19 protein-coding genes are annotated in these 25,325 nt (G+C 63.4%); 9 read left to right on the forward strand and 10 right to left on the reverse strand.

Annotated features, from left to right (window positions below; all coding sequences use genetic code 11):
- The first annotated feature begins 190 nt into the window (after positions 1 to 190).
- From moaC to NJ75_RS02040, 4 genes are all read left to right on the forward strand, one after another.
- Entirely contained in the window at positions 191 to 664 is a 474-nt protein-coding gene (gene moaC / locus NJ75_RS02025; protein WP_039331038.1) for a cyclic pyranopterin monophosphate synthase MoaC, read from the forward strand.
- The gene (locus tag NJ75_RS02030; RefSeq protein WP_039331040.1) at positions 661 to 1,866 is read left to right on the forward strand and encodes a molybdopterin molybdotransferase MoeA; all 1,206 of its coding nucleotides are present in this window, start codon (positions 661 to 663) and stop codon (positions 1,864 to 1,866) included. The genes moaC and NJ75_RS02030 overlap by 4 nt, the downstream gene beginning before the upstream one ends.
- Before the next feature lie 119 nt (positions 1,867 to 1,985).
- Positions 1,986 to 2,705, forward strand: a complete 720-nt coding sequence (gene lexA / locus NJ75_RS02035; RefSeq protein WP_039331042.1) for a transcriptional repressor LexA — start codon at positions 1,986 to 1,988, stop codon at positions 2,703 to 2,705.
- Positions 2,706 to 2,955: 250 nt separating this feature from the next.
- Positions 2,956 to 3,624, forward strand: a complete 669-nt coding sequence (locus tag NJ75_RS02040) for an energy transducer TonB (RefSeq protein WP_039331044.1) — start codon at positions 2,956 to 2,958, stop codon at positions 3,622 to 3,624.
- Between the two features lie 109 nt (positions 3,625 to 3,733).
- On the opposite strand, the gene NJ75_RS02045 is transcribed toward NJ75_RS02040, so the two are convergent.
- Positions 3,734 to 6,025, reverse strand: a complete 2,292-nt coding sequence (locus tag NJ75_RS02045) for a ComEC/Rec2 family competence protein (RefSeq protein WP_082013227.1) — start codon at positions 6,023 to 6,025, stop codon at positions 3,734 to 3,736.
- Between the two features lie 29 nt (positions 6,026 to 6,054).
- On the opposite strand from NJ75_RS02045, the gene gltX reads away from it, so the two are divergent.
- The 3 genes from gltX to NJ75_RS02060 all read left to right on the forward strand — a co-directional run bounded on the left by gltX (position 6,055) and on the right by NJ75_RS02060 (position 9,186).
- On the forward strand, positions 6,055 to 7,518 hold the full coding sequence (gltX, locus tag NJ75_RS02050) for a glutamate--tRNA ligase (protein ID WP_039331046.1): 1,464 nt from the start codon (positions 6,055 to 6,057) through the stop codon (positions 7,516 to 7,518).
- 46 nt (positions 7,519 to 7,564) lie between these two features.
- A complete protein-coding gene (locus tag NJ75_RS02055; RefSeq protein WP_039331048.1) occupies positions 7,565 to 8,851 on the forward strand; it encodes a citrate synthase in 1,287 nt (428 codons plus the stop codon).
- A 143-nt stretch (positions 8,852 to 8,994) separates the two neighbouring features.
- Positions 8,995 to 9,186: a hypothetical protein gene (locus tag NJ75_RS02060; RefSeq protein WP_039331050.1), complete on the forward strand. Its 192-nt coding sequence runs from the start codon at positions 8,995 to 8,997 to the stop codon at positions 9,184 to 9,186.
- 3 nt (positions 9,187 to 9,189) lie between these two features.
- Here NJ75_RS02060 and NJ75_RS02065 read toward each other — a convergent pair whose 3' ends face one another.
- From NJ75_RS02065 to NJ75_RS02080, 4 genes are all read right to left on the reverse strand, one after another.
- Positions 9,190 to 10,569, reverse strand: a complete 1,380-nt coding sequence (locus tag NJ75_RS02065) for a sensor histidine kinase (RefSeq protein WP_039331052.1) — start codon at positions 10,567 to 10,569, stop codon at positions 9,190 to 9,192.
- A 24-nt stretch (positions 10,570 to 10,593) separates the two neighbouring features.
- On the reverse strand, positions 10,594 to 11,568 hold the full coding sequence (locus NJ75_RS02070; protein WP_052241861.1) for a hypothetical protein: 975 nt from the start codon (positions 11,566 to 11,568) through the stop codon (positions 10,594 to 10,596).
- A gap of 9 nt (positions 11,569 to 11,577) precedes the next feature.
- On the reverse strand, positions 11,578 to 12,864 hold the full coding sequence (locus NJ75_RS02075; protein WP_039331054.1) for a glycosyltransferase family protein: 1,287 nt from the start codon (positions 12,862 to 12,864) through the stop codon (positions 11,578 to 11,580).
- Between the two features lie 73 nt (positions 12,865 to 12,937).
- The gene (locus NJ75_RS02080) at positions 12,938 to 13,243 is read right to left on the reverse strand and encodes a hypothetical protein (RefSeq protein ID WP_039331057.1); all 306 of its coding nucleotides are present in this window, start codon (positions 13,241 to 13,243) and stop codon (positions 12,938 to 12,940) included.
- A gap of 230 nt (positions 13,244 to 13,473) precedes the next feature.
- On the opposite strand from NJ75_RS02080, the gene NJ75_RS02085 reads away from it, so the two are divergent.
- On the forward strand, positions 13,474 to 15,870 hold the full coding sequence (locus tag NJ75_RS02085; RefSeq protein WP_082013242.1) for a coiled-coil domain-containing protein: 2,397 nt from the start codon (positions 13,474 to 13,476) through the stop codon (positions 15,868 to 15,870).
- A gap of 10 nt (positions 15,871 to 15,880) precedes the next feature.
- Here NJ75_RS02085 and NJ75_RS02090 read toward each other — a convergent pair whose 3' ends face one another.
- The 3 genes from NJ75_RS02090 to NJ75_RS02100 are packed head-to-tail and all read right to left on the reverse strand — an operon-like array spanning position 15,881 to position 21,978.
- Positions 15,881 to 19,297, reverse strand: a complete 3,417-nt coding sequence (locus NJ75_RS02090; protein ID WP_039331061.1) for an error-prone DNA polymerase — start codon at positions 19,295 to 19,297, stop codon at positions 15,881 to 15,883.
- A 3-nt stretch (positions 19,298 to 19,300) separates the two neighbouring features.
- Positions 19,301 to 20,734: a UdgX family uracil-DNA binding protein gene (locus NJ75_RS02095; RefSeq protein WP_174544580.1), complete on the reverse strand. Its 1,434-nt coding sequence runs from the start codon at positions 20,732 to 20,734 to the stop codon at positions 19,301 to 19,303.
- Positions 20,731 to 21,978, reverse strand: a complete 1,248-nt coding sequence (locus NJ75_RS02100) for a putative DNA modification/repair radical SAM protein (protein WP_039331064.1) — start codon at positions 21,976 to 21,978, stop codon at positions 20,731 to 20,733. The genes NJ75_RS02095 and NJ75_RS02100 overlap by 4 nt, the downstream gene beginning before the upstream one ends.
- A gap of 124 nt (positions 21,979 to 22,102) precedes the next feature.
- Here NJ75_RS02100 and NJ75_RS02105 point away from each other — a divergent pair, with 124 nt between their 5' ends.
- The gene (locus tag NJ75_RS02105; protein ID WP_039331066.1) at positions 22,103 to 22,999 is read left to right on the forward strand and encodes an alpha/beta fold hydrolase; all 897 of its coding nucleotides are present in this window, start codon (positions 22,103 to 22,105) and stop codon (positions 22,997 to 22,999) included.
- Positions 23,000 to 23,003: 4 nt separating this feature from the next.
- On the opposite strand, the gene NJ75_RS02110 is transcribed toward NJ75_RS02105, so the two are convergent.
- Together NJ75_RS02110 and NJ75_RS02115 are read right to left on the reverse strand one after the other, a co-directional pair.
- Complete coding sequence (locus NJ75_RS02110; protein ID WP_039331068.1) at positions 23,004 to 24,581, reverse strand: DUF6504 family protein; 1,578 nt, start codon at positions 24,579 to 24,581, stop codon at positions 23,004 to 23,006.
- On the reverse strand, positions 24,490 to 25,257 hold the full coding sequence (locus NJ75_RS02115) for a hypothetical protein (protein WP_230487828.1): 768 nt from the start codon (positions 25,255 to 25,257) through the stop codon (positions 24,490 to 24,492). Before NJ75_RS02115 ends, NJ75_RS02110 begins: the two co-directional genes overlap by 92 nt.
- Positions 25,258 to 25,325: the final 68 nt, after the last annotated feature.

A 25,325-nucleotide genomic window follows, 5' to 3' on the forward strand; every position in this document is an offset into this window, starting at 1 on the left:
CCAATATGTAGTCACTTCGGATTGGAAACGCTTTCCTACAGGGCAGGTTTTTGCCATGGTGCCGACTGTCAGCGAAGCACCTTGAAAGCCCCGGAAATCCGCGCCAAAACTGCGTTCCAACTCCCGTTCCGCAGTTCTCTCTGGACAGTGTAAACCCCGTAAACCCCCATTCAGCATTCCAGGGACAACGATGAACGACCTCACCCATCTCGATTCGAATGGCACCGCTCGCATGGTCGACGTCGGCGGCAAGACCGAGACGCACCGCGTCGCGATTGCGCGTGGTATGATTCGCATGTCTGACGCCACGCTCGAGGCGATCAGGTCCGGCAATGCTCCGAAAGGCGATGTGCTTGGCCCAGCGCGGATTGCCGGGATCATGGCAGCGAAAAGGACCGGCGACCTCATCCCGCTCTGCCATCCGCTGGCGCTCGATGCGGTCAACATCGATTTCGCCTTCATAGCCGACGGCATCGAATGCACCGCCACCGCTTCGTTGACCGGTCGCACGGGCGTAGAGATGGAAGCGGTGACGGCGGTGAGCCTCGCCCTGCTGACGATCTACGACATGGCCAAGGCTCTCGACAAAGGCATGGTGATCGAAAGTGTCCGTCTGATCGAGAAGCGGGGCGGCAAGTCCGGAACCTGGCGCGCTCCGGAATGAAAGCGCCGCCCCTACCCCTTGCCGAAGCGCAGAGCCGGTTGCTCGCGCTCGCGCCTTCGCTGCCCGTCGAGCATCGCTCGGTTGCCGAATGCCTTGGCCATTACCTCGCCGAGGACCTCCTTGCCCGGCGCACGCAGCCAGCGGCAGCCCTTTCGGCGATGGACGGCTATGCCATGCGCAGCGCCGATCTTCCGGGCCCGTGGCGCGTGATCGGTGAAAGCGCGGCCGGCCACCCCTTCGGCGGCGAGGTCGGCCCCGGTGAAGCCACCCGCATCAGCACTGGCGCCATACTGCCCAAAGGCGCGGACATGGTGCTGCTTCAGGAGGACAGCGCGCGCAACGGCAACGAGCTGAGCTTGACCGGCGAGCCACCGCAGCCTGCTTCGCGCCACGTTCGAGCCGCCGGCATGGATTTCAGCTCTCGCGAAACGCTGATCTCTGCGGGTAGCCGCATTAGCCCTGCGCAAATCGCGCTCGCCATCGCCGGTGGCCACAGCCATCTCCCCGTGCGCCGGCGTGTCAGCCTGGCCGTCATCGACAGCGGCGACGAACTGGTTCCTCCCGGCCACCTGCCCGACCTGCACCAGCTTCCCGCCAGCAACGGGCCGATGCTCTGTGCGATGGCCGCCTCCCTGCCGGTCGATATCCGCCATGCCGGTCCTGTGGCGGACGAACTCGCAGAATTGGTCCGCGCGCTGGACGCGGCAAACAGCTCGGACATCATCGTCACAAGCGGCGGGGCGTCAGTCGGGGATCACGATCTCGTTCGCCCGGCGCTCGAGGCCGTTGGCGCCTCGATCGACTTCTGGCGCATCGGCATCAAGCCGGGCAAGCCGCTGCTGGTGGCAACGCGTGGATCCCAGATCATTCTCGGCCTGCCCGGCAATCCCGCCTCGGCCTTCGTCACGGCCTACCTGTTCATGCTCCCCCTGCTGAGAGCGATGCTCGGCGCGAGTGCGCCTCTGCCAAAAGCCATCCCTGCCCGGCTTGCAGAGCCACTGGCGCAGGGCGGGAGCCGAATGGAGTTCCTGCGCGCGATATGGGACGGAGCGTCGGTAAGGCTCGACCCGCTCCAGGATTCCGGAGCGCTCTCTCCACTTTCAAGGGCCAACGCGTTGGCCGTGCGGGAAGCAGGGGCCGAGGCCAAACCGGCCGGAACGGATGTTCCTATCTACCTCCTCGAAAATGGCGGAATTGCTTGACGAGTCGCAACAGGTTGCTTATCCGTTCCGCATTCGTTCGCCGGGATGGAACATTCACTCCCGGTCCATGAAAGACCAGCGGCTTTGCCTCGAAGCCGCGCATTGCGGAGTGGCCGCCGATGTTGACGCGCAAGCAGCACGAACTGCTCACCTTCATTCAGGTCCGGCTTGAAGAGTCGGGCATCTCCCCCTCGTTCGAGGAGATGAAGGAAGCGCTCGATCTGAAGTCCAAGTCGGGCGTCCACCGGCTGATCTCGGCGCTTGAAGAGCGTGGCTTCATCCGCCGCCTCCCCAACCGCGCACGGGCACTCGAAGTCCTCCGCCAGCCAGACAGCGCGGTGGGCAAGCAGAGCGCCGTTCAACAGATTGCCAATGCAGATGGTGGAGCAACGGGCGGAAGCGTCACGGCGCTTCGTCCTGCACCAAAAGCGCCTCCCGTGCCTGTGGCGGCAAACGACGTGATCGAGCTGCCGCTGCACGGCAAGATTGCAGCCGGTGTGCCAATCGAAGCCCTCGAGACGACGGCGACCCTGCCGGTTCCTGCCGCGCTACTGGGCGCAGGAGAGCATTACGCACTCGAAGTGTCCGGTGACTCGATGGTTGAAGCCGGGATCTTCGATGGCGATTACGCGCTTGTCCGCAAGACCGATATGGCGCGCGATGGCGAGATCGTGGTTGCACTTGTGCGCGGGGAAGAGGCCACGCTCAAGTATCTCCATCACGAAAAGGGCATGGTTCGGCTGGATCCCGCCAACGCTGCCTATGATCCTCAGTTCTATCGCCCCGACGAGGTGACCGTGCAGGGCAAGCTTGCAGGCTTGTTGCGGCGCTACCACTGACGTTTGTTGCAACATAGCGCCCGGCCTTCGGGCGTGCCTGATGACAAAGGCCGCTGCGCAGGAAATGCGCGGCGGCTTTTTTTGCATCAGCATGTTATGGCAAATATCAATCGATTCGGTTGAGATTCTTCTGGATGTGATCCAGTGTGAAGGATAGTATCCACTGTTACCGAATGCCCCGCCATGGGGCGCCCCTTTCCGGGACGGCCCGCCAGAACATGGGGCGTCGGCAACGGAAGAGATGTTGCCAATGGCTTATGCAATCGAGAATACGAGACGCAGGCAGACACAGACCTTCATCGCGGTCGGGCTGCTTCATGGAGTGGCGATCTGGGCGATCGCTTCAGGGTTCGCCAACAGCATGGTCACGATCCTGACGGACCGACTTCCTGCCAAGCAGTGGGAGGACGAGGAGGTGAAGGTAACGCCTGTCGTGCCGCCGCCGGACGTGAAACCTTCCCCACAGCCTGACAGCCGCTCGCTGGTGGCCCCCCGCCCCGACATCGCGATTACGCCGGTGGATCCTTCAAGCACAGTCCGGGATATCGAGGTCATCCCGATCACACCAGTCGACCCTACCCCCAACATTCTGCCGGAGCCCCGCCCCTCTCCCTCGCCGAGCTTTGCCGTGCGCACATTATCGCCGAAGGGATCGCCGGGCTCATGGATCTCGGACCGCGACTATCCCTCGGCCGCAATCAGAGAGGAAAGAGAAGGGCTAACCCGGTTTCGCCTCTCGATAGGCGTGGATGGCCGCGTCACGGGATGCGAGATTACCGGATCGAGCGGGTCTCCTGACCTTGATGCAGCGACATGCACGAAAGTCAGCGCGCGGGCGCGGTTCATTCCTGCACTTGGCAGCGACGGCATGCCGACTGCGGGGAGCTACGTCGGTTCGGTGCGCTGGGCCCTTCCCTGATGAATTGAGCCGGGCGAACATCAGGTTCGCCCGGCAAGTTCGGCGGAAAGGAGCGCTGCTTCGAGATTATCGCCCGCCGGACAAGGGAATGGACCGCCCTGGGTCGCATTCATCGCTTGGAAGCCACTGGCACCGTTACCGGCACGGTTGCATCTGGCGTTTTGGCTCCGGCGTCGTGGAGGTGCGTTTGGCTGAGCGTCGGGCGGGGTTCGGGCCAGCGATACCAACCGTGCTGGCCCTGCGTTTCTGCTACGGTGCGAATCCGGCCAGAGGCAAGATGGATGGATATGCCTCCCGTATTGGCGAGATAGGATCGGTCTGCCTTAAGCATGCGGGGGCGGCACGATGCCGGAAGGCGTCGATCGGCGATGACGATGTCTGCCCGCTCGCAGGCCGCCACAAGCGCCATGTCGTCAATGTAGTTTCGGCTGCGGGCCATCAGGAGCGTAAAACGCCGTTCGTTTCTGAGAACGACTGCAACGCAGAAGTCTTCATTGCAGCGAGCACCCGGCCATTCATCGAGGTGACGAAGGCTGCCTTCCATTCCGGCAAGTTCGAGCAAGTTGTCCCGCATGTAATCGCCCCTTCCCATGCGCAGGACGATCAGGTCCGATCCTTCGCCGGCTATGCCGACATGATGGCCATCACCGGTGACAAGCACATCGGGCCGCGGCGTCAGGACCATGGCGGTGATGGCAAGACCGGCGGGTATGGTGCCAAGAAGGCGCACCTTGCCCACCCAGAGTGCCAGCCACAACATGCCGACGAGGAACAGCGCGTAGCTCCATGTTTCGAAGGGCGGCATTGCAGTTACTGAGCCGGGTTGTGATGCCACGAAGTGTGCCAGCGCCAGCAGCAGATCGAGGGACTTGCCAACCAGCCACCAAACCGGTGCGCCAAGGCCTGCGAGATCAAACACCAGGGCCAAGCCGATCAGCGGCATGGTCACGAAAGTAGTCAGCGGAATGGCAATGACGTTTGCCAGCGAGCCATAAACGCCAGCGCGATGAAAATGGAACAGGCCGATTGGCATCAGTGCGAGTTCAATGACCATGCCGGTGGCCAGCAACATTACGAAGCTTCGCCCAGCCCGGACCAGGGGCCCATGGTGTTCACCGGTGAGGAACGAGCGGACCGGGCCCGCCGAGTGAAAGGCGATGATCGCAATCACGGCCGCGAAACTCATCTGGAAGCTGGGGCCAAGGACGGCATCGGGCCAGAACAGCATGACGACAAAGCCGCCAACCGCGACCATTCGCATCGATAGTGGATCGCGTCCCAAGGCCAGCGCACCAAGGACAAGCAATGCCCCGATGCACGACCGGATGGTGGGCACTTCCGCTCCGGTCAGCAAGGTATAGCCAAATCCTGCCAGGGCGCCTGCCAACGCAGCTGCAAGAGGCACGCGGATCCTGAGCGCAACCCAGGGAAAGAGCGCGAGCAAGCGCGCAACCAGCCAATAGACGGCCCCCACCAGCGCGCTGACATGCAAGCCGCTGATCGACAGGAGGTGGGTCAGTCCCGCATCGCGCATGGCGTCTTCATCGCTGGCAGCAATCGCCCCGCGATCCCCGCTGGCAAATGCGGCCGCAATTGTCCCCGCCGATCCGGTCAACCGTGAGCGGACATGCTCGGCCAGCGACTTCTGCAAGCTGCGAAGCGTGGTATCACGATCTGATCTTCCGACCACTCGCACATCGCCCAGCACCGTTCCCGTCGCTGCAAGGCCATCGAACCAGGCCCTGCGAGCAAAATCGTACGCGCCCGGAAGCATGGGAGCGGCTGGCGGCATCAGCCGCGCACGCAGGACGATCCGGGCACCCTCAGCCACATCGCCCGGATCCTTGTCGTAAGGCAGGTTGACCCGCACGCGGACAGGATCGGCCAGGCCATCCAGCATCACCCGCAATACGAGGCGCGCGCGCGCCTTTGCCGGCTCCTCCCGTCGTTCAAGAACTTCTCCGGAAAGACCCGAAACCTGCGGTCTCGCTATGCCCGGTTGCCCCACCAGCGCGGAGCGCGTCCAGATGGTGACCTCGCCGGCAGCCACCATGATCGCCAGTCCTGCCACGGCGAGGCGCAGGTGAGGCCGCTTCTCGGCATTGATCGCCAGCAGGGCAAGGATGGCGATGGCCCCAAGCGCCAACAGTGCGGCAATCCAGTCGGAGCGGGAGGGAAGCGCTACCCACAGCACGATGCCTGCGGCAAAGGCCACCACCAGCCAGAGCCCGCGTTCGAACGGGTGTGCATCCAGGAAGCGTTCTGCAGCGTCGATCCGACCATCAAGCATGCTGGACAATCGCGCGCGGATGTCCCAATGCCGCGCGCGTTCGCCCGGTTCAGGGACCGGTTCGGCGGCGGGGTAGTCTGCCGCTGGCCGATCTGCAGCCGGAGACGCCATGACATTCAAAGCAAAGGAAAGCGCGGCCGATGGCAAGCGCCACTGACACCGTTTCTGCAGGATCGCCCGGCAATGCCCCGGTCGTCACCCGTTTCGCCCCTTCGCCCACTGGCTTCCTGCACATTGGCGGCGCGCGTACGGCGCTGTTCAACTGGCTCTATGCTCGCCACAACGGCGGCAAGTACCTGCTGCGCATCGAGGATACCGATCGTGCTCGCTCGACCGATGCGGCCATCGAAGCGATCTTCGACGGGCTGAACTGGCTGGGTCTGGGCGGAGACGAGGAGCCTGTGTTCCAGTTCGCCCGCTCGGAACGGCACGCTCAGGTCGCGCACCAGATGCTGGAGGCCGGACACGCCTATCGCTGCTACCTGACGCAGGAAGAGCTCGCCGCTCGTCGCGAGAAAGCCCAGGCCGAGCGCCGCCCCTTCCGCATCGATAGCGAGTGGCGCGATGCGACGCCTGATCAGTGGCCGGCCGACCAGTCCTACGTGGTGCGCATGAAGGCGCCGCGGGAAGGCGAAACGACGATTCCCGATCGCGTTCAAGGTTTTATCACGGTCCAGAACAGCGAGCTTGACGACTTCATCGTGCTGCGTTCGGACGGCACGCCGACATACATGCTCGCTGTCGTGGTCGACGATCATGACATGGGCGTCACCCATGTGATCCGCGGCGACGATCACATCAACAATGCGTTCCGTCAGCTGGTGATCGTCCGTGCGATGAACGAGATCGAAGGTGGTTGGCCCGATCCGATCTACGCGCACATCCCGCTGATCCACGGTGCTGATGGCGCCAAGCTCTCAAAGCGTCACGGTGCGCTGGGCGTCGACGCCTATCGCGACGAGATGGGGCTGCTGCCCGAAGCGGTGTTCAACTACCTGCTGCGCCTCGGCTGGGGCCATGGTGACGAGGAAATCATCAGCCGCGATCAGGCGGTTGAATGGTTCGATATCGCCAACGTCAACAAGGGCGCATCGCGCTTTGATCTCAAGAAGCTGCTGAACCTCAATGGCCACTACATTCGCGAGGCTGATGATGCCCGGCTTGCCGGGCTGGTCGCCCCGCGTCTGGCTGTGCTGGAGCCTGGCTTCGACGCCAAAGCGGGCATGGATCTGCTGACCAGAGCGATGCCGGTGCTGAAGGTGCGCGCTGCCGATCTCAACGAACTGGCGACCTCGTCGGTGTTCCTGTTCGCGCAGCGCCCCCTGCCCATGGCGGAAAAGGCGGCCGCACTGCTGACCGACGATTCGCGCGCGATACTGGCCAAAGTGGTGGCTGCGCTCGAGGCGGAAAACGGCTGGACAATCGAAGGGCTGGAGGCCACTTTGAAACAAATAGCCGAGGAGCTTGGGATAGGCTTGGGCAAAATTGCCCAACCGTTGCGCGCGAGCCTGACGGGACAGACTACCTCGCCGGGAATATTCGACGTATTGGCACTGCTCGGCAAGGACGAGTCGCTGGCGCGCATCCGCGATCAGTTGGCTTGAACCCGGGCATAAACTGTAAAGACAGAAGAAACAGGAGGGCTTAGGCGTGAGCGAAAACCAGGCTTCTTTGACCGCTGGCGGCAACAGCGTGGACATGCCGATCAAGAGCGGCACCATCGGGCCGGACGTCATCGACATCCGCAAGCTCTATGGCCAGACGGGCATGTTCACCTATGACCCGGGCTTCACTTCGACGGCAAGCTGCGACAGCGCACTGACCTACATCGACGGTGATGAGGGCGTGCTTCTGCACCGCGGTTACCCGATCGGCCAGTTGGCCGAGCATTCGTCGTTCATGGAAGTGAGCTACCTGCTGCTTAACGGCGAACTGCCGAGCCAGCAGGAACTTGCGGACTTCAGCCGCACGATCACCCGCCACACGATGCTGCACGAGCAGCTTGCCACGTTCTATCGCGGCTTCCGTCGCGATGCGCACCCGATGGCGATCATGTGCGGCGTCGTCGGCGCGCTCTCGGCGTTCTACCACGACAGCACCGACATTGCTGACCCGACGCATCGCAAGATCAGCTCGCACCGCCTGATCGCCAAGATGCCGACGATCGCGGCGATGGCCTACAAGTATTCGGTTGGCCAGCCCTTCGTCTATCCGGACAACAAGCTGTCCTATACCGGCAACTTCCTGAAGATGACTTTCGGCGTTCCGGCCGAAGAGTACGAAGTGATCCCTGCTGTCGAGAAGGCAATGGATCGCATCTTCATCCTTCATGCCGATCACGAGCAGAACGCTTCGACCTCGACCGTCCGTCTGGCCGGTTCCTCGGGCGCCAATCCGTTTGCCTGCATCGCGGCAGGCATCGCCTGTCTGTGGGGCCCGGCGCACGGCGGCGCGAACGAAGCCGCGCTCAACATGCTCAAGGAGATCGGGACCCCCGATCGCATCCAGCACTACATCGACCGCGCCAAGGACAAGAACGATCCGTTCCGCCTGATGGGCTTCGGTCACCGCGTCTACAAGAACTACGATCCGCGCGCGACCGTCATGCAGCAGACCGTGCGCGAAGTGTTCGACGCGCTGAAGGTCAACGATCCGCTGTTCGAGACCGCCCTGCGCCTCGAGGAAATCGCGCTCAGCGATCCGTACTTCGCGGAGAAGAAGCTGTTCCCGAACGTGGACTTCTACTCGGGCATCATCCTTTCGGCGATTGGCTTCCCGACGACGATGTTCACGGTGCTCTTCGCCCTCGCCCGTACCGTGGGCTGGGTCGCACAGTGGAACGAAATGATCAGCGATCCTGGCCAGAAGATCGGACGTCCGCGCCAGCTCTACACCGGCCCGACGCAGCGCGACTACGTGCCGCTGAGCGAACGCTGAGGCGTGAGAGGCGCGGCCGCACTTTTCGTGCCGGTTTCTCGAGAGAAACCGGATGGCCGCGCCGGCTCTACACCGGCCCGACGCAGCGCGACTGCGTGCCGCTGAGCGAACGCTGATCGATTGAGAAACAGGAAAGGGCGACGATGGCGACAGTTCTCAGGATTTTCGGCATCGTCGCCCTTCTCATGGGCGGCTTGTGGATCGGACAGGGGCTGGGCCTGATCATGTGGCCGGCATCGAGCTTCATGCTCGCCCAGACACAATGGGCCTATATCGGCGCAGGCTTGATGCTGATCGGCGCGCTTGCAATCTGGCGCGCATCGCGGCGTGGCTGAGCGTCAGCCCGCTGCGGTTGCCTGCGCGGCAGTGTCAGCCGGCAACAACAGCACGAATTTCGCGCCGCCATCTGGCGCCTGCTGGACAGTGAGATCGCCTCCCATCGCGCGTGCCAGTCTGCGCGAGATATAGAGGCCCAGTCCGCTGCCGCCATCGCCACTGCGACCAAGGCGCTCAAATTTCTCGAAAACCTTTTCGGCGTGCTCCTGAGCAATGCCCTGCCCCTGGTCCAGTACGGTGATCCAGGCGAACTCCCCATCGATGCCGCAATCGACCTCGACCCGGGTATGTTCAGGCGAGTACCTCACGGCGTTGCCGATGAGGTTGAGGAGAATTTGCAGCACGCGGCGGAATTCCGCGATGGCTGGCGCTGCCACATCGGGCGCGGGGAGTACGAACGCAATGCCCCGTTCCTGCGCCCGCACGCCGAGGATGCCTGCTGCGCGCCGTGCACAATCTACAAGATCGATGTGATCGGGAGCAGGTGCAAAGCCTTCATCTTCCACCGTCTCAAGGTCGGCAAGGTCTTCGACCAGAGACAGCAGGTGCCGCCCCGCCTCTGCAATATCGCCGGCGTACCCTACGTACTGTTCTGCCAATGGACCGGCGAGGCGTGTCCGGATGGTTTCGGCATTGGCCACGATCCGGTTGATTGGCAAACGCAGTGCCGGCGCCAGCTTGCGCCCCAGCAATCCCTTCCAGTCTGGCTGTGGGAGGGGTTCCGGCGCAGCAGCGACAGCCTTGGCCGGGACATTGATCAACACAGTCTCTGCTACGAGGAGCAGTTCGAACCCCCCGGCACGCAACGGAAGAATGCGCGTCTTCCACACACGGGACGAGCCGGGTACGGCCACCCGGGCTTCGTCAAGCAATCGCCAGTGCAGCGGTTGGCGGTGTGCATTGCCTTCAAGCGTTACGAAATCGGTCCAGTATTTGCCAAAGCCTTGCTGCAGGCCCGATGCGAGGTCGGCAAGATCGCCCGCCGTTACAGAACCCGATACGATGCGCTGCTCAGCGTCCAGAACAATGTGCGCCTCGGCCAATTGGCGGACCAGTGCTTCATCGGCGGATGCGGCTTCATCGCCCTGCCAGGCGTCCGAGGCGACCTTCCAGTCGCTGATCTCGATTCTTGTGCCCGCCCCATCGGGGATGGCGCGCGCCGAAAACGAAAGCGGTTGCCCTTCGTCCGTCACAGTCATGGCGGCACCCAGGGTCGCTCCCGCCATTCGCGCACGACGAACCAGCGACAGGAGTCCGGGCAGCGCAATCACTCCGGGGTACCCCCCGCCCAGCCGAACCTGCAGCGCCGCAAGGATCTCGTCGGACTCGACCAGACGGTCCGCACTGTCGCAGCGGGCGCTGATTAGACCTGCGGTGGTCACGGGGACACCTTCATCTGCTGATCGCTATCCGAACGCTTCGCGACGCATCAGGGAAGACGCCAGCATCGCCGCAGCTGCATCAGGTACGATCTGATCGATGCCATCGGGCAAGCTGGTCTGCGGATGAAGCGCGGCGAAAGTGGTCACCAGATTCGTGCGGTCAGCTCCTGCAGCCGACAGTGCGAGAGCCATTCGCGCCATCTGACTTTCGGTCGTGCACATGATCGCCATCTCGCGCGACATGCCCGCTCCCGATGCAAGGGTCGATAGAAAGAGCGCAATGCCCGCAGTATCAATTTTCAGACCGCAGCCTGAATCTCCGGCCAATTGGCCAATGACGTGATCGAGAAGTTCAAGACGCGATGCCGCAGTCATCCGTTGCTGGCGCAGCGTGCTTTCTGCCGCCCCGGCAGCAGCCAGTCCGGATGGGTCCTCGGCAACATAGGCCTGCATCGTCATCAATGCGATATGATGAAGGTCGCCCGGAAGTTCCGAAAGCGGAATCTGCATGCGTCGCATCAATTGCCCGAATCGCGCCTGCGCCGCGAGCAGGTTCATTCCGCGCGCGGCAAGATCGGGATCGCGCGAAGCGATGATGTCTTGAAGCAGGGGGGTAAGCACAGGATCCAGTCCGAGCCTGCCCTGCACCTTCTCGGTGAGTTGCCACTCCACGGCCAGCATGTGCAGATGATTCAACAGGGCCTGGTTGCCGGCGAGCATATCCGCCAGGCCATCGCTCGCCTCCCGCGCCCAAGCGGCAGAATTGTCATGACCCGCAGCCTGGCCGACCGCTTGCACAAGCTGCCGGGCAAGATCGGACAGCATGCCCCGGACCCGGGCAATGATCTCGTCGCTGAAGATCGAGTTATCGTCGTTCCGGAGAAGATGCTGAAGGATCGGCCCCATGTGAATCATGACCTGATCGGCATGAGCGAGGTCATCGCGCAGAAGCGCCTCTATCGCGCCGGGATCGGGGGTGAAAGGTACGGTCAGTGCCATAAGTTGCTCTTACGGCCGACTGGTTAACTGCGAGTTAGGCGATCTCTCGGTTGCTGGCGATCTTCCGAGCTGAAGCAACAGTAGGCAGGTGCCGAGGAGCGCCAGAACGGCAAGTCCGATCGTCGCATCGAATGGCAGCGCCACGCTGACGATGGCGAGCAACAAGCCAAACACCAATCGATCTTCCAGCCAGGCGGAACGGGGGAAACGCGGCAAGGCAAGGCGCACAAGGCGCGCTCCGCCGACAAGCAGGATCGGGGTGAACCAGTTGAGTCCAAATGGAATCGCGCTGGTGTAGGGCAACTCGCTGCGCCACGCGGCCAACGTCACCAGTCCAGCGTCGACAATGAGATGGAACAGGGCCACGGCCTTGCGTTCAAGACCCGACGCCAGGAGCGAATCACGCTCCACCTGCCCCATGAGGCTGGCCACGCGCTCCACCAGCCAGGATAACCCGACAAGCAGGAACCCGGTGGCGGCGTTGCCAAGCCAGCCAAGGCCCAGACCGAGCAGCCCCAGTATCCCGGCAGCAAGTCCGATCAACGCAGGCCGGGTTCCTGCATGAAGCATGGCTGGACCGAACCTGCGGACGAAGGCCATGGCCAGCAGCACCCCCGGAGACCCCTCCGCCGCGTCACCGGTAGCCGTATGCAGCCGCAGCCACTGGCGTTCTGCGGCATGGGCTTCTGGCTCGCTGCGGACCATGGTCCAGCGGCCATCTCCCAGCATGGCGGCAGATACACCGCGCAAAGGCAAGCGGGCCTGAACGGCGAGGCGCAGCAGCGCCGATTGCGCGTTCCATTCGGGCGGCAGGTCCGCGAGGCCTGCAGCGATCCGTCCCGGAAAGCGCATTGCTCCGGCAAATGCGTGGTTGATGTCGATGCGCTCGAACCCGAGCGGCAAGGCGCTTTCCGCTGGAAGGGTGAGGACACCCGGCCCTGCCTCGATCAGATCCCGAAACACATCGGGCATGGCGATCAATCCATCACCCACGACGATCACGTCGTCTTCGGGCGCGAGCAATGGCACGAGTGCGCGTGCGGTCGCTACGACATGAAACTGCGCTCCGCCTGCCTCGACAACATGCTGAAGCGCAACCAGCTCGCCACTGATCCCCTCGGCCATGACCACAAGGCGTTTGGCGCCCAGCGAGAGGGCCAGTCCGATCTGGTGGCGTAATAGCGAGCGTCCGCCTATTGGCAGATACCCGCGCAGCCCCGAAGGCGTCGTCGCCGACGCACCCGCAGCCTGCGCCGGATGGGAAGTTTCAATCAGGGAAAGAACCGCGACCCGCAACAATTGCCTCCTGTCGCACCATCGTAGGGACTGGCGACGGTCGTGCCAAGGCGGACCGCGGTCGTATCGGGGATTAAGGTTCTATCGCCAAGTCGGCCAGCATCTGGCGAAGGCGACGAAGAATCGCCGGATCGCCGGGGGCACCGTCCAGCGCCTCCTCCGCAAGGTCGATCAGGCCTTCGGCGTGGAAGCTTGCCGCAAGGCCTTTCAAACGCAAGGCAGCAACGTGCCAGTTGCCATCGCAGCGGGCCCGACCAAGTAGATCTACCTGCCGCTCGGCACTTTCGATGAATGCCGCGCGCAGTTCGCGCACGAGTTCGGGATCGTGCCCGGCAGCAGCGGCGAGGTTTGCGTCAAGGGAGGCGCCTTCGTAGGCCATGTGAAAGCGCTACGGGCCGAAGCGTTAAGGCGGGGTTTATGGATGGGTCGAAATCGTGATATGACAGCGTCATGAACGGGGGAAGACGGATCATTCCGATCGATGGCGTCAATGAGGACGCCGGTGAGGCAACCATGGCCGGGCCAACTGCGCCCGACGATCCCGGTCTGGCATATGTGCCTCCAGCTTTCCTTGAAAAAGCGTCTGCAAGCGATTGGGATAGCTCTGAAATGCCTCCGCCTGACAAGGCTTGGCCGGTGCTCCTGCTGGCCGGTGGGGTGATCGCGGGTTGGACGGCTTTCTTCGTATGGGCCGTGATCCTTGCGCAGCCGGCACCCGCGTCCGCACAGCAATGGGCATGGTGGTCAACGCAATGGAGCGTGCCTGTCCTGCTTGTGCTCGTCCTGCTCCTGGTGGTCATGCGTACAAGCCGGCGGGAAGCGGCCCGCTTCGCCGATGCGGCGCGTCTGCTTTCGAACGAATCGGCCGACCTTGAAAGGCGCCTCGTCTCGATCAACACCGAACTCGCGCTGGCCCGCGACTTCATGGCCGCGCAAGGCCGCGACCTCGATTCGCTGGGACGGATTGCGGTCGATCGCCTTTCGGGCAGCGCCTCACAGCTTGATGGGCTGATCAGCAGGAACGGTACGCAGATCGACAGGATCGCCGAAGTTTCAGCAGCCGCTCTCGACAACATGGAGAAGCTGCGTGGACAGCTGCCGGTCATTGCCAATGCCGCCAAGGACGTAACCAACAACATCGGCAATGCCGGACGTACCGCGCATCTGCAGCTTGAAGAACTGGTCTCGGGCTTTCAGCGCCTCAACGAGTTCGGCCTTGCGAGCGAACGGCAGGTCATGTCGTTTCGCGACCGGGTCGACATTGCTCTTGAAGGCTTTGCCAAGGCTTCCGAAGACCTCGGCCTTCTTGCCGAGAATCGCTTCGACGCGCTGACGCAGCGCAGCGCCGATCAGGCAGCCCTGGCAGCCGATGCGGAGCAGGCTGCCCTTGCGGCTTGGCGGGAGCGCAGCGATGCGCATTCGGCATCCCTCAAGGAAACTCTCGCCCAACTCGGCGAGGCGCACGAGGGACTCATCGCGGACTCGGCCGGACGTCTGGCACGCTTCGAGGAGGCCGCGCGTTCGCTCACCGCAATGCTCGAAATCCAAGGCCGCGACCTTGACGAACAGCTGGCGCGCAGGCGGGCATCTGCCGAAGCTGGCGCTGCGGAACAACGCGTGGCTCTCGAAAAACGTCTGGCGGAAATTGACGAAGCCGTTGCCGAGCGCCGCTCTGCGATGGAGCGAGCCGCCGCTTCTGCTGCCGAAGCTTTGGCGTCCAAGCTGGCCGAGCTTGACCAAGCGATCGAGGCACAGCGCAGGACCCAACTTGTCGAGGCGGAGAATCTCGCCTCCAGATGCGAGGAAATCGGAAGCAAGGTCAGTGCTTTCTCCGAAGTACTTCGCAACTCTGGTGAACAAGGCGCGCAGACAGCATCCCAGGTCGACCAAGCAATGGCCGACCTTAATGCGCGGTTGGGTGAAATGCGCCACGCGCTTTCGGGCACGGACCTGCAGATCGGTGAATTGACCGACTCCGCCGTAAGGCTTCTCGAACTGATCCAAGCCGGTGGCGACCACACGCGCACCCAGATTCCGGAAGCCCTGCGCAGCACCGAGGCCGGGCTCAAGGGTCTGGAGGACCGCGTGTTCACTTTGCGCGATACCTTGCGCGAGGCAGGCGACGGTGGGCGCAGCCTGGCCGAAACCGTTGGGTCTGCTCGCAATGAAGTTTCCAGCACGATCAAGGAATTGCAGAAGGCGCAGAAGACACTGTCCGAGCAAACGGCCGAGCGCGAGAAGCAACTCGATGCGTTGCGAGAGGTGCTGGCAGGGGTGCGCGCGGAAAGCGATGCGCTTTCGCGTGACATCGAGAGCCGGCTTTCGGGAGCAATTGGCAGCTTGAACGAGGCTGCGGCCAAGGCTGGCGAAGACCTGCGCGCCAGCACTGCGGGTGAAATCGAAGGCTTGGCCGAAAGGCTTGGCGAACAGAGCAGCGCTGCCATTGCGCGCGTGCTTCAGGGGCGCGCGGCCGAACTTGTCGGTCGCCTGGAGGAAGCCATCGATGCTGCCGCGGCAGCAAGTCGCGACACCGCAATCCAGATGCGTGACCAGTTGGCCAAGGTTGATGAACTGGCCGGCAATCTGGAGGCGCGGGTCGATCGGGTTCGCGAAAAGGCAGAGGAAAAGGTCGATAACGACTTTGCCCGTCGTGCCGCCTTGATCACGGAATCGCTGAATTCGTCAGCCATCGACATCGCCAAGGCGCTTTCGACGGATGTCTCGGAAACCGCTTGGGCATCGTACCTGCGCGGGGACCGCGGCATCTTTACGCGCCGCGCCGTTTCGCTGCTGGAGAGTGCCGAAGCAAAGGCGGTTCAGGCGCATTATGAAGCCGAAAGCGAATTCCGCGAACACGTGAACCGCTACATACACGACTTCGAATCCATGTTGCGCCAGTTGCTTTCCACGCGTGACGGTAACGCTCTGGGCGTTACGTTGCTCTCGTCCGACATGGGCAAGCTCTATGTCGCACTGGCGCAGGGGATTGAGCGCCTGCGTACCTGAGTTTGCGCCTCTAATGAAAATCGCGTGACTTGGGGATGATCCTCACGTCACGCGGGTGCGTGCGGGCACCGGGTCCGGCTCTTTCAGGGATCGGCCTGTTGCACTCGTCCGCGCGCGCAATCGGCGGCAGCAGCCTGTCGGCATCTGACAGCGCATCTAGGCTGGCGCTGGCGTCGGTCAAGTTCATGGCGATGACATGGATGACCTCGTCGTCGTACTCCACCCGCCCACGCACTTCCATCAGCCGTGCGCCCATGATGACCTTGCGCTGCTTCTCCATAAGGTCAGGCCAGATCACCAGATTGACCACGCCGGTCTCGTCCTCGAGCGTGATGAAGCAGACGCCCTTGGCGCTGCCGGGGCGCTGGCGCACCAGAACTACGCCGGCCACCAGCACCGTGGCGCGATACTTGTGGCTCCTGAGGTCTGCCGCCCGCACGAAGCCACGCTCGCCCAGCATCGGTCTCAGGAAAGCCAGTGGGTGCGCCTTCAGCGACAGGCGATGCGTCTGGTAATCAGCCACGACCTCTTCCGACAGCGGCATCATCGGCAGCACGGCGCGGGTACGCTCCTCGCCTTCCGAACGTGACGTCATGGCGGCAAACAGCGGCAGTTCCTTGGGCGCGACAAGGCTGCGGGCATCCCACAGCGCCTGCCTGCGCGACAGGCCAAGCGAGCCCAGCGCATCGGCTGCGGCAAGCCGCTCAACCACTGCCGGAGACAGCCCGGCCCGTTCCTTGAGGCTGGCCGCATCGGTGAAGGCCCCGCCCGCGCCCCTCGCCGCGACGAGCATGGCAGCCGCATGTTCGGGAAAGCCATCGATCTGCCTGAAGCCAAGGCGGAGCGCGCCTCCCCCCTGCTCCAGCGTACAGTCCCAGTCCGAGTGGTTCACATCGACCGGCAGCACCGGCACGCCATGCCGGGCCGCATCGCCCACGATCTGTGCGGGCGCGTAGAAACCCATCGGCTGCGAATTGAGCAGGGCACAGGCAAAGGCCGCCGGATAGTGGCACTTGAACCATGATGAAACGTAGACGAGGTGGGCGAAGCTGGCGGCGTGGCTTTCGGGAAAGCCGTACTCGCCGAAGCCCTTGATCTGGTTGAAACAGCGTTCGGCAAAATCGGGATCATAGCCGCGCTCAACCATGCGGCCGACCATCATGTCTTCAAGTTCGTGCACCATCCCTCGCGAACGGAAGGTGGCCATGGCCTTGCGCAGGCGATTGGCTTCAAGGCTCGAGAACTTCGCTGCATCGAGCGCAATCTTCATGGCCTGCTCCTGGAAGATCGGGACGCCTAGGGTGCGGTTGAGAATCGAACTCAGTTCATCTGCAGGGCCATGTTCTGGGCCGGGCGCAGGTATCTCCACCTTCTCCTCGCCCCGCCTGCGCTTGAGATAGGGGTGGACCATGTCGCCCTGGATCGGCCCCGGGCGGACAATGGCAACCTGGATCACGAGATCGTAGAACTGCCGCGGCCGCAAGCGCGGCAGCATGTTCATCTGCGCACGGCTTTCCACCTGGAACACGCCAAGGGAATCCCCCTTGCACAACATGTCGTAGACCGCCGGATCTTCGCGCGGGACTGTGGCCAGCGTCAGATCACGGCCGTGGTGCGCACCCAGCAGATCAAGGCACTTGCGAATGCAGGTGAGCATGCCGAGCGCGAGCACATCGACCTTGAGGATGCCAAGCGCGTCGATGTCATCCTTGTCCCATTCGATGAAGCTGCGATCGGCCATCGCGCCATTGCCGATCGGCACTGTTTCCGTCAGTGGCCCTTGTGTCAGGATGAAGCCGCCAACATGCTGGGAAAGATGGCGCGGCATTCCAATCATTTGCTGGGCTATGCTGATCACGCGCCTGAGGTAGGGATCGGTGCCGTCCAACCCGCTTTCGTTGACGTTCTTCTCGCCCACTTCGGTACCCCAGCTGCCCCAGACAGTGCGAGCGAGCGCGCCGGTCACGTCTTCGGAAAGGCCCATGGCCTTGCCCACCTCGCGGATCGCCATGCGCGGCCGGTAGTGAATGACCGTGGCGCAGAGGCCTGCTCGGGTGCGACCGAAACGGCGGTAGATATACTGGATGACCTCTTCGCGTCGCTCATGCTCGAAATCGACGTCGATATCAGGCGGCTCCTTGCGCTCTTCGGAGATGAAGCGATCGAACAGCAACGCATGCTTGGCGGGATCAACGGCAGTGATGCCGAGGCAGTAACAGACCGCGGAATTGGCAGCTGAACCACGCCCTTGGCACAGGATGGGTGGATCGCAATTACGGGCAAAATCAACAATATCCTTGATGGTCAGAAAGTAGGTTGCGAGGTTCAGCTTGCCGATGAGGTCAAGTTCGCGACGCAAGGTTTCACCCACGCCATCGGGCACGCCTTCGGGATAGCGTCCGCGTGCCCCTTCCCAGGTTTGCATCTCCAGCCAGGATTGCGGATCGTGGCCCTCCGGGCAGATCTCCTCGGGGTATTCGTAGCGCAACTCCCTGAGATTGAACCGGCAGGAGTCCGCCAGATTGCGCGTCGCTGCGATCGCATCGGGCCAGCGTTCGAACAGGCGCACCATATCCTGCGGAGATTTCAGGTGCCGTTCGGCATTGGGTTGGAGCAAGTGCCCGGCCTTGGCAACGGTGGTCTTGTGGCGAATTGCCGTCATCACGTCTTGAAGCGGACGGCGGTTTGGTGTCGCGTAGAGCACTTCGTTGGTAGCCAGCAGGCCGAGGCCATTGCTCCGTGCCAGACCGTTCAACCTTTCGATCCGGGCGATGTCGTCGCCGACGTAAAGGTAGCTTGCAGCCAGATGGCGCATGGTCGGCAAGCTGTGGACAAGCCGGGGGAGAAAATCGGGAAAAGGCAGGGAAAGGCTGTTCCTGACCTGTGGAAGAGCTGGGGACTCTGCTCCCGGAAAAGCATAGACATTGCTTTCGCTTTCCACCGTAAACATCTGATCCAGATCAGCAGGCGGCACGAGGATCAGGTGGATGCCCTCGGCATGGGCTGCCAGCATGGGCAGATCGATCTCGCAGGTGCCTTTCGCCTGCCACTCTCCGGTGAGCGTGCGCATTCGCCCTTCGGAGATGAGCCGACACAGCCGGCCGTACGCGGCGCGGTCCTGCGGATAGGCCAGAAAGACAAGGTCTTCGACGGTTTCGATCCGGCAACCGATAACCGGACGTAGCCGCGCAGCCTCGGCCTCGGTATGCAGGCGCACCACGCCAGCCATGGTATTGGCGTCGGCAATGCCAAGAGCATCGTATCCCAAGGCACGTGCCGTGGTGACGAGATCGATCGCGTCCGACGCGCCACGCAGGAACGAAAAGCAGGTCGCCAGGCCCAGTTCCACGAACGGTGCCGGCGGCAGGTCGCCCTCGTCCACCGGTTCGACATGGCGGCGGCGCGGTGTCAGCGGCTGTTCGGGCATGATTTATGCCGATAGTTCCGAAAGCCTCTGCGCTACCTTGCGCAAGTCTTTGGCAAACTTTGCCTCTTCCTCGGCACGACCGTGATCGTGCAGACGCAGCAGATAGCTGGGGTGCGTGGTGATCCACAGCTCGCTGCCATCTGCCAGCGCCTGAGGTTCGCCTCGCACTTTTTGCACGCTGACTGTTTTGCCGAGAAGGCTGCGTGCCGCGCTTGCGCCCAAGGCGAGAATGAGCCGGGGCTGGACCAGCGCGCGCTCGCCATCAAGCCACCAGCGGCAGATGTCGATTTCCTTGGCGGTGGGATTCTGGTGGAGGCGGCGTTTGCCGCGGGGGACAAACTTGAAGTGCTTGACCGCGTTGGTGACGTAAGTGCGTTCGTCCGAAATGCCTGCTTCTTCGAGATGCGAACGCAGCAGGCGGCCGGCCGGACCGATGAACGGACGGCCCTGCTCCTCTTCGGTATCGCCCGGCTGCTCGCCCACGATCATGAGTGCGGCTGATGAGGGCCCTTCGCCCATGACTGCCCGGGTGCCGTTGCAGCCGATCTCGCAGCGGCGGCAGCCGAGGATCGCTTCGCCAATCGCGCCAAGGCTTTGCGGCCGTTCGCCGAAGTCCTGTTCGCCCGCCTTCACCATCTGTGCCTCGCGTGCCTGCGCTCCGGCGATCAACTCGGGGATGAGCGCCGCCTCCGGCATGTTCTTCCAGTACTTGCGGGGCATTTCCTTGAGCATGGCCCCGACCTTCAAACGCGCAGGATTGAAGATCGACGCATAATACTTCCGCCACAGGGCCTCGACCGGATCGCCAGAGGGAGCATCGGCCCGGGTAGCCGGCGGGCCTTCCTGCAGCGCCTCGCCATCCCAGTGCAGGGTCCCGCGCGGGGTGAGGATCGACCAGCGCATGGTGGTGAAACGGCGCACGAAGAACCCGGCGTTGGCGCGCAGGATATGATGCTCGGGCTCGAACCAGGCGACATAGCGCTCGCTCCCCTCACCCTCGACGCTGCGGAAGCGGACGAAGGCGCGCATCTTGTGGATGTCGCGCCGGACCTGCCGCGCCAGATCCTCCATCGAGCGAACGTCAGGATCGGCCTTGTCTTCCATAAGGCGCGGGCGGGACTGCAGGCGCCATAGCACGCGATAGAGCAGGGAAAAACGCGTTGAATCAGAATGAAGGATCACGCTTTGGGCAAGCTGCAGGAAGTCTCGTGAAACGCGCGGTTGCGGGGCATCGGCAGGGGGCGACGGCAGGCGACGGTCCCCTTGGGCGAACAGGTCCGCTCCCGGATCGGCCGGCGATTCCCAGGTGATCCGGTCTGGCGGCACATCAGCGCGGACCATGCGACGGGCAGCATCACGCCAGCCTTCGAAATCATCGGGCGCGGCAAGCTGGATCCGGAACGCTTCGGCCAGGCGCATGTCGCGGAACGGCTTCATGCGAAGAGTTCCATCTGGGCAGGCTTGGTCGCGGGTACCAGAAGGCTGTGCAGATCTGCCCGGTCGGTCAGCATGACCGGCCGCCAATCCTCGGTGACGATGAACGGACGCACTTTGGCAATGGAGACGGTAAGCTTGCCGACATCGGCGAGACGCAGGCGGCGTTGGCGGCGCGCGGCGACGAGCGCGTTGACGGCTTTCACGCCCAAGCCCGGCACGCGCAGCAGCTTCTCGCGCGGGGCACGGTTGACGTCGACCGGGAAATCTCCGCGAAAGCGCAAGGCCCAGGCGAGCTTGGGGTCGATGTCGAGCGGAAGCATGCCATCGTTGCCGGCGGCCTGCTGCACCTCGTGCGGGGCAAAGCCGTAGAAGCGCATCAGCCAGTCGGACTGATAGAGCCGATGTTCGCGCATCAAGGGCGGACGCTTCAGCGGCAGGACTGCGCTGGCGTCGGGGATCGGGCTGAAGGCTGAGTAATAGACGCGGCGCAGGCGGAAGCGATCATAAAGCGTGCTGGCGCGGCCGACGATATCGGCATCGGTCGCGGCATCGGCACCGACGATCATCTGGGTGGACTGGCCGGCGGGGGCGAATTTCGGCGCATGGCGGAAGCGCTTGCGGGCGTCCTTGGCCTCGACAATCGCTTCCTTCAGCGACCCCATGGCCCCTTCGATCTGCGGTGCGGACTTGTCGGGCGCGAGGCGGGTCAGGCCGGCTACCGTTGGCAACTCGACGTTGATCGAGACGCGATCGGCATAGAGCCCGGCCTGGGCGACCAGCTCGGGATCGGCTTCGGGAATCGTCTTGAGGTGGATATAACCCCGAAAATCGTGTTCTTCGCGAAGGATACGGGCGACTTCTATCAACTGCTCCATGGTGTGGCTGGAGCTTTTGACGATGCCGGAGGAGAGAAACAGGCCTTCGATATAGTTGCGGCGGTAGAACGACAGGGTCAGGTCCACCACCTCCTGCGGGGTAAAGCGCGCGCGGCGGGTGTTCGAACTCTTGCGGTTCACGCAGTAATGGCAATCGAACACACAGTGATTGGTCAGCAGGATCTTGAGCAGCGAGATGCAGCGACCATCGGGCGCATAGGCGTGGCAGATGCCCATGCCCTCGGTCGACCCGATGCCTTTTCCGCCCTTGCTGTTGCGCTTGGTGGTGCCCGACGAGGCGCAGGAGGCATCGTACTTTGCGGCATCGGCCAGGATTTCGAGGCGTTCGAGAACGGTAAGCTGCGACATTCGTTCCTTATATGTTCTTTCAGCCTCCAGTGCCAGCCCGTACCTGTGGGCAGACGGGCATCGGAACGCGAAACGGGACGAGCCGTTCAGGCACCACACGGGCGGGGCCTGAGGAGACAGTTTGATGCCGATGATCGAGACCCGGGATGGGACCCGCCTTTATGCCAAGTCGTGGGGCGATGGGCCGCCGGTGGTGCTGATCCATGGCTGGCCACTCTCTGGCGACAGCTGGGACCCGGTGAGCAACGCACTGGCCGATGAAGGCTTCCGTGCGATTGCCTATGACCGGCGCGGGTTCGGACGGTCGGACCAGCCTTCGGATGGCTATGACTACGATACCTTTGCCGACGATCTGGCTGACGTCATGGCAGCAATGAATGCCAATAACGGCGCGGCTCTGGTCGGATTCTCGATGGGCGGTGGCGAGATCGCGCGCTACATGTCGCGCTATGGCGGGCAGGGCGTTTCGCGCGTGGCGCTGGTGTCATCGGTCGTGCCCTACATGCTCCAGACCGACGACAATCCCGAGGGCGTGCCGCAATCGACGTTCGATGAGATGACCGAAGGCATGCTGGAGGACCGTGCGAAATTCTTCACCGGCTTCTTCCGCGATTTCTATGGCGTGGGCATGCTGAGCAAGCCGGTCAGCGACGAGACGCTGAAGCTGTCCTGGGCGACCGCCATGCAGGCAGGCCTGAGGCCCACGCTGCTTTCGGCGAAGGCTTTTGCCACCACCGATTTCCGGGGTGACCTGCCCTCGTTCAGCGTGCCGACGCTGGTGATCCACGGGACTTCGGACGCCACTGTACCGATCGAGGCAACCGGACGCGCCGTGGCCAGGGCCGTACCACACGCGACGCTGATCGAGTACGACGGCGAGCCGCATGGCCTCTTTGCAACGCAGACCGAGCGTCTGACCAAGGACCTGCTCGATTTTGTCTCCGGCCGTCCGGCAGAGACCATGCCGCAGGAAGTGATCGATACGCTGACGGCACAGACCATCGTGGCACCATCGATCTGATACTTCAGGCAAAGAGCCCCTGGATGAACCATTCGGGGGCTCCGCCGCGGCCATCGCCGATCACGCCGTGGCGATAGATCCAGTAACGGCGGCCGACTTCGTCCTCGATCCGGTAGTAATCCCGCAAGCGCACGGTAGAGCGTTCACGCCACCATTCGGGGGCAATGCGTTCAGGCCCCTCGGCGCGGACGACCTTGTGCAGCTGGCCGCGCCATTGGAACTGGCGAGGTAGACCGTCCGGAGTTTCATAAATAACCGAAACTGATTCCGGTTTATCCAATATTTTCAGCGGCCTGCGATGAAAACGCAATTCTTCCTGTGAAGATGACATATCTGCCAGTGGAGGCTGCCAGCGCTGGGCGCGTTCAGGCACATGGCTGCCATGAACGACCGGGCGGCGCACCGCTTCTGGCCCGAGCCGTATGGTCAGGCGATCGATACAGGCGGCAAGGCTGGTACCATGGCGCTCAGCCGCGGCATCGAGATCGGCCTGGGACAGATTCAGGGGTTCGGCCCATGGCACGCGCAGGCGCACGAGTTCTATCCCGAATCCGGCATCGAGATCATCGAGCCGCGCGGCAAACAGGCGGCAGATATGGGCCGGATCGCGCGAGGCGGCGGCCATCTCGAGCCGCCGCACCATGACCTCGCCATCGACCTTCCACATTCCGAGCTCGAGGCGACGTGCGCCCTGCCCCAGTCCTTCGAGCAAGCGCGCCAAGTCGGCAGCGAGGTCCTCGACCACGCGATCGAGCAGAGTGCGGTGGCGGATCGGTTCCATCAGACGGCGCTGAACCATCGGGGCGGGCACGCCCACGACAGGCAGCAGCGGTTCGGGCCGCAAACCGAAGATCTGATCAAGCCGCAACAGCGGGTTCGCTGCAGCCGATCGGTGGTTGCGGAAGCGACGGGCGAGGTTCTCACGCGTCAGGCCTTCGATCTGACCCAATCGCTTGAGGCCGAGCCGGCGCAGCAGCAGGATCACATCGGCATCAAGACGCAAGGCGGCTACAGGCAGATCGGCAAGGAATGTGCGTGGGTCTGCCTCTGGGGGCTGGATTGCAGCCACAGGTCCGTGCCGCGCAAGCGCCCAAGCCGCGCCTGCAGTGGGGGCGAGCGCAGCACGGGCCGTCAAACCACGCTTGTTCAGCAGGGCCAACGTGTCAGCGATCAGGGCTTGCTCGCCGCCGAACAGGTGAGCCACGCCGCTGGTGTCGACGAGCAGGCCATCGGGGGGATCAAGCGCGCTCCATGGCCCCCAGCGTTGCGCCCACAGGGCAAGGTTTTCAAGAAAGGCGAGGTCGCCCGCAGCATCAGCGGGGCGCACGGCGAGCGCGGGACAGAGCGTACGCGCATCGGTGAGGCGCATTGACGGCACAGCCCCCGCGGCATGGGCAGCAGCGTTGGCGGCAGCAATGCGCGGGCCGTGGGCGGTATCTTCGATCAGAGCGAGCGGGGTGGCGTCGAGCCCTTCTCCGTGAGCCAGCCCCTCAACCAGTCGCCAGCGATCGATCGCCAGATTCGTGCACCAGATCGCCATGATCCGGCGTGAAGGGTTCGGCGACGAGGAGAGCGTCGTCATCGCACAAGATCCATTGTCCGGGGTGGAAGGTGTGGGCACGAAACAGATCGGCCCGCCATGTGGCGATGCCCGGCGCATGGGCATTCCAGCGCGGGCGTGGCGAAGGCGCGGGCGCAATCTCCCAGCGCATTCGCGCTGCGCCGAGATCGCGCCTGGCATCGAGCCGGACCAGCCATAACGGCACGCCATGCTTTTCCGCCGCGAGGCTGAGGCGGCGCGACGCGGTGAAATCGAGGGCGCGAGGATTGCCTGCAATCTCGCCAATCACGAAAGCCATATCGTGGCAGCGCAAGCCCTCTTCCAGCGCGAAGAGGGCATCTTCGGGCGTGGCGGCGGCAACGTGGACAAGGCGATGGCGCAAGTCGGCCGCCAGACCGGGCAGGTAAGGCCTGCCGGAAAGACGCAGCGCCGCCTTGTCCTGCACCCACAGGAAGGGGCGGCGATCGTGCAGCTCTGCGGCGCGCTGCTGGCGCAAGGCATCGCGGGCCAGTGCCAGCGCCATTCCTGCCCCGCAGGCATCGCGGGCCCGCGCGAACAGTTCGACATGGGGGCAATCGAGGGCCAATCCCGGTGTCCAACGATGCGTCCGGTCCGACGCGCCGATACCGCGCACAAGGCCTGGAGCAAGAGTGCCGAGGGCTGCGACTGGATCGCGGATAGGGGCGTGTTCGATCATGCGATTCGTTCCTTTGTTCTTATTATGTTCTATTTTGAGGAACGCACAATCCATGCATCCTTTCCCTT

This window comes from Novosphingobium subterraneum, from assembly GCF_000807925.1.
Taxonomy (GTDB): Bacteria; Pseudomonadota; Alphaproteobacteria; order Sphingomonadales; family Sphingomonadaceae; genus Novosphingobium; species Novosphingobium subterraneum.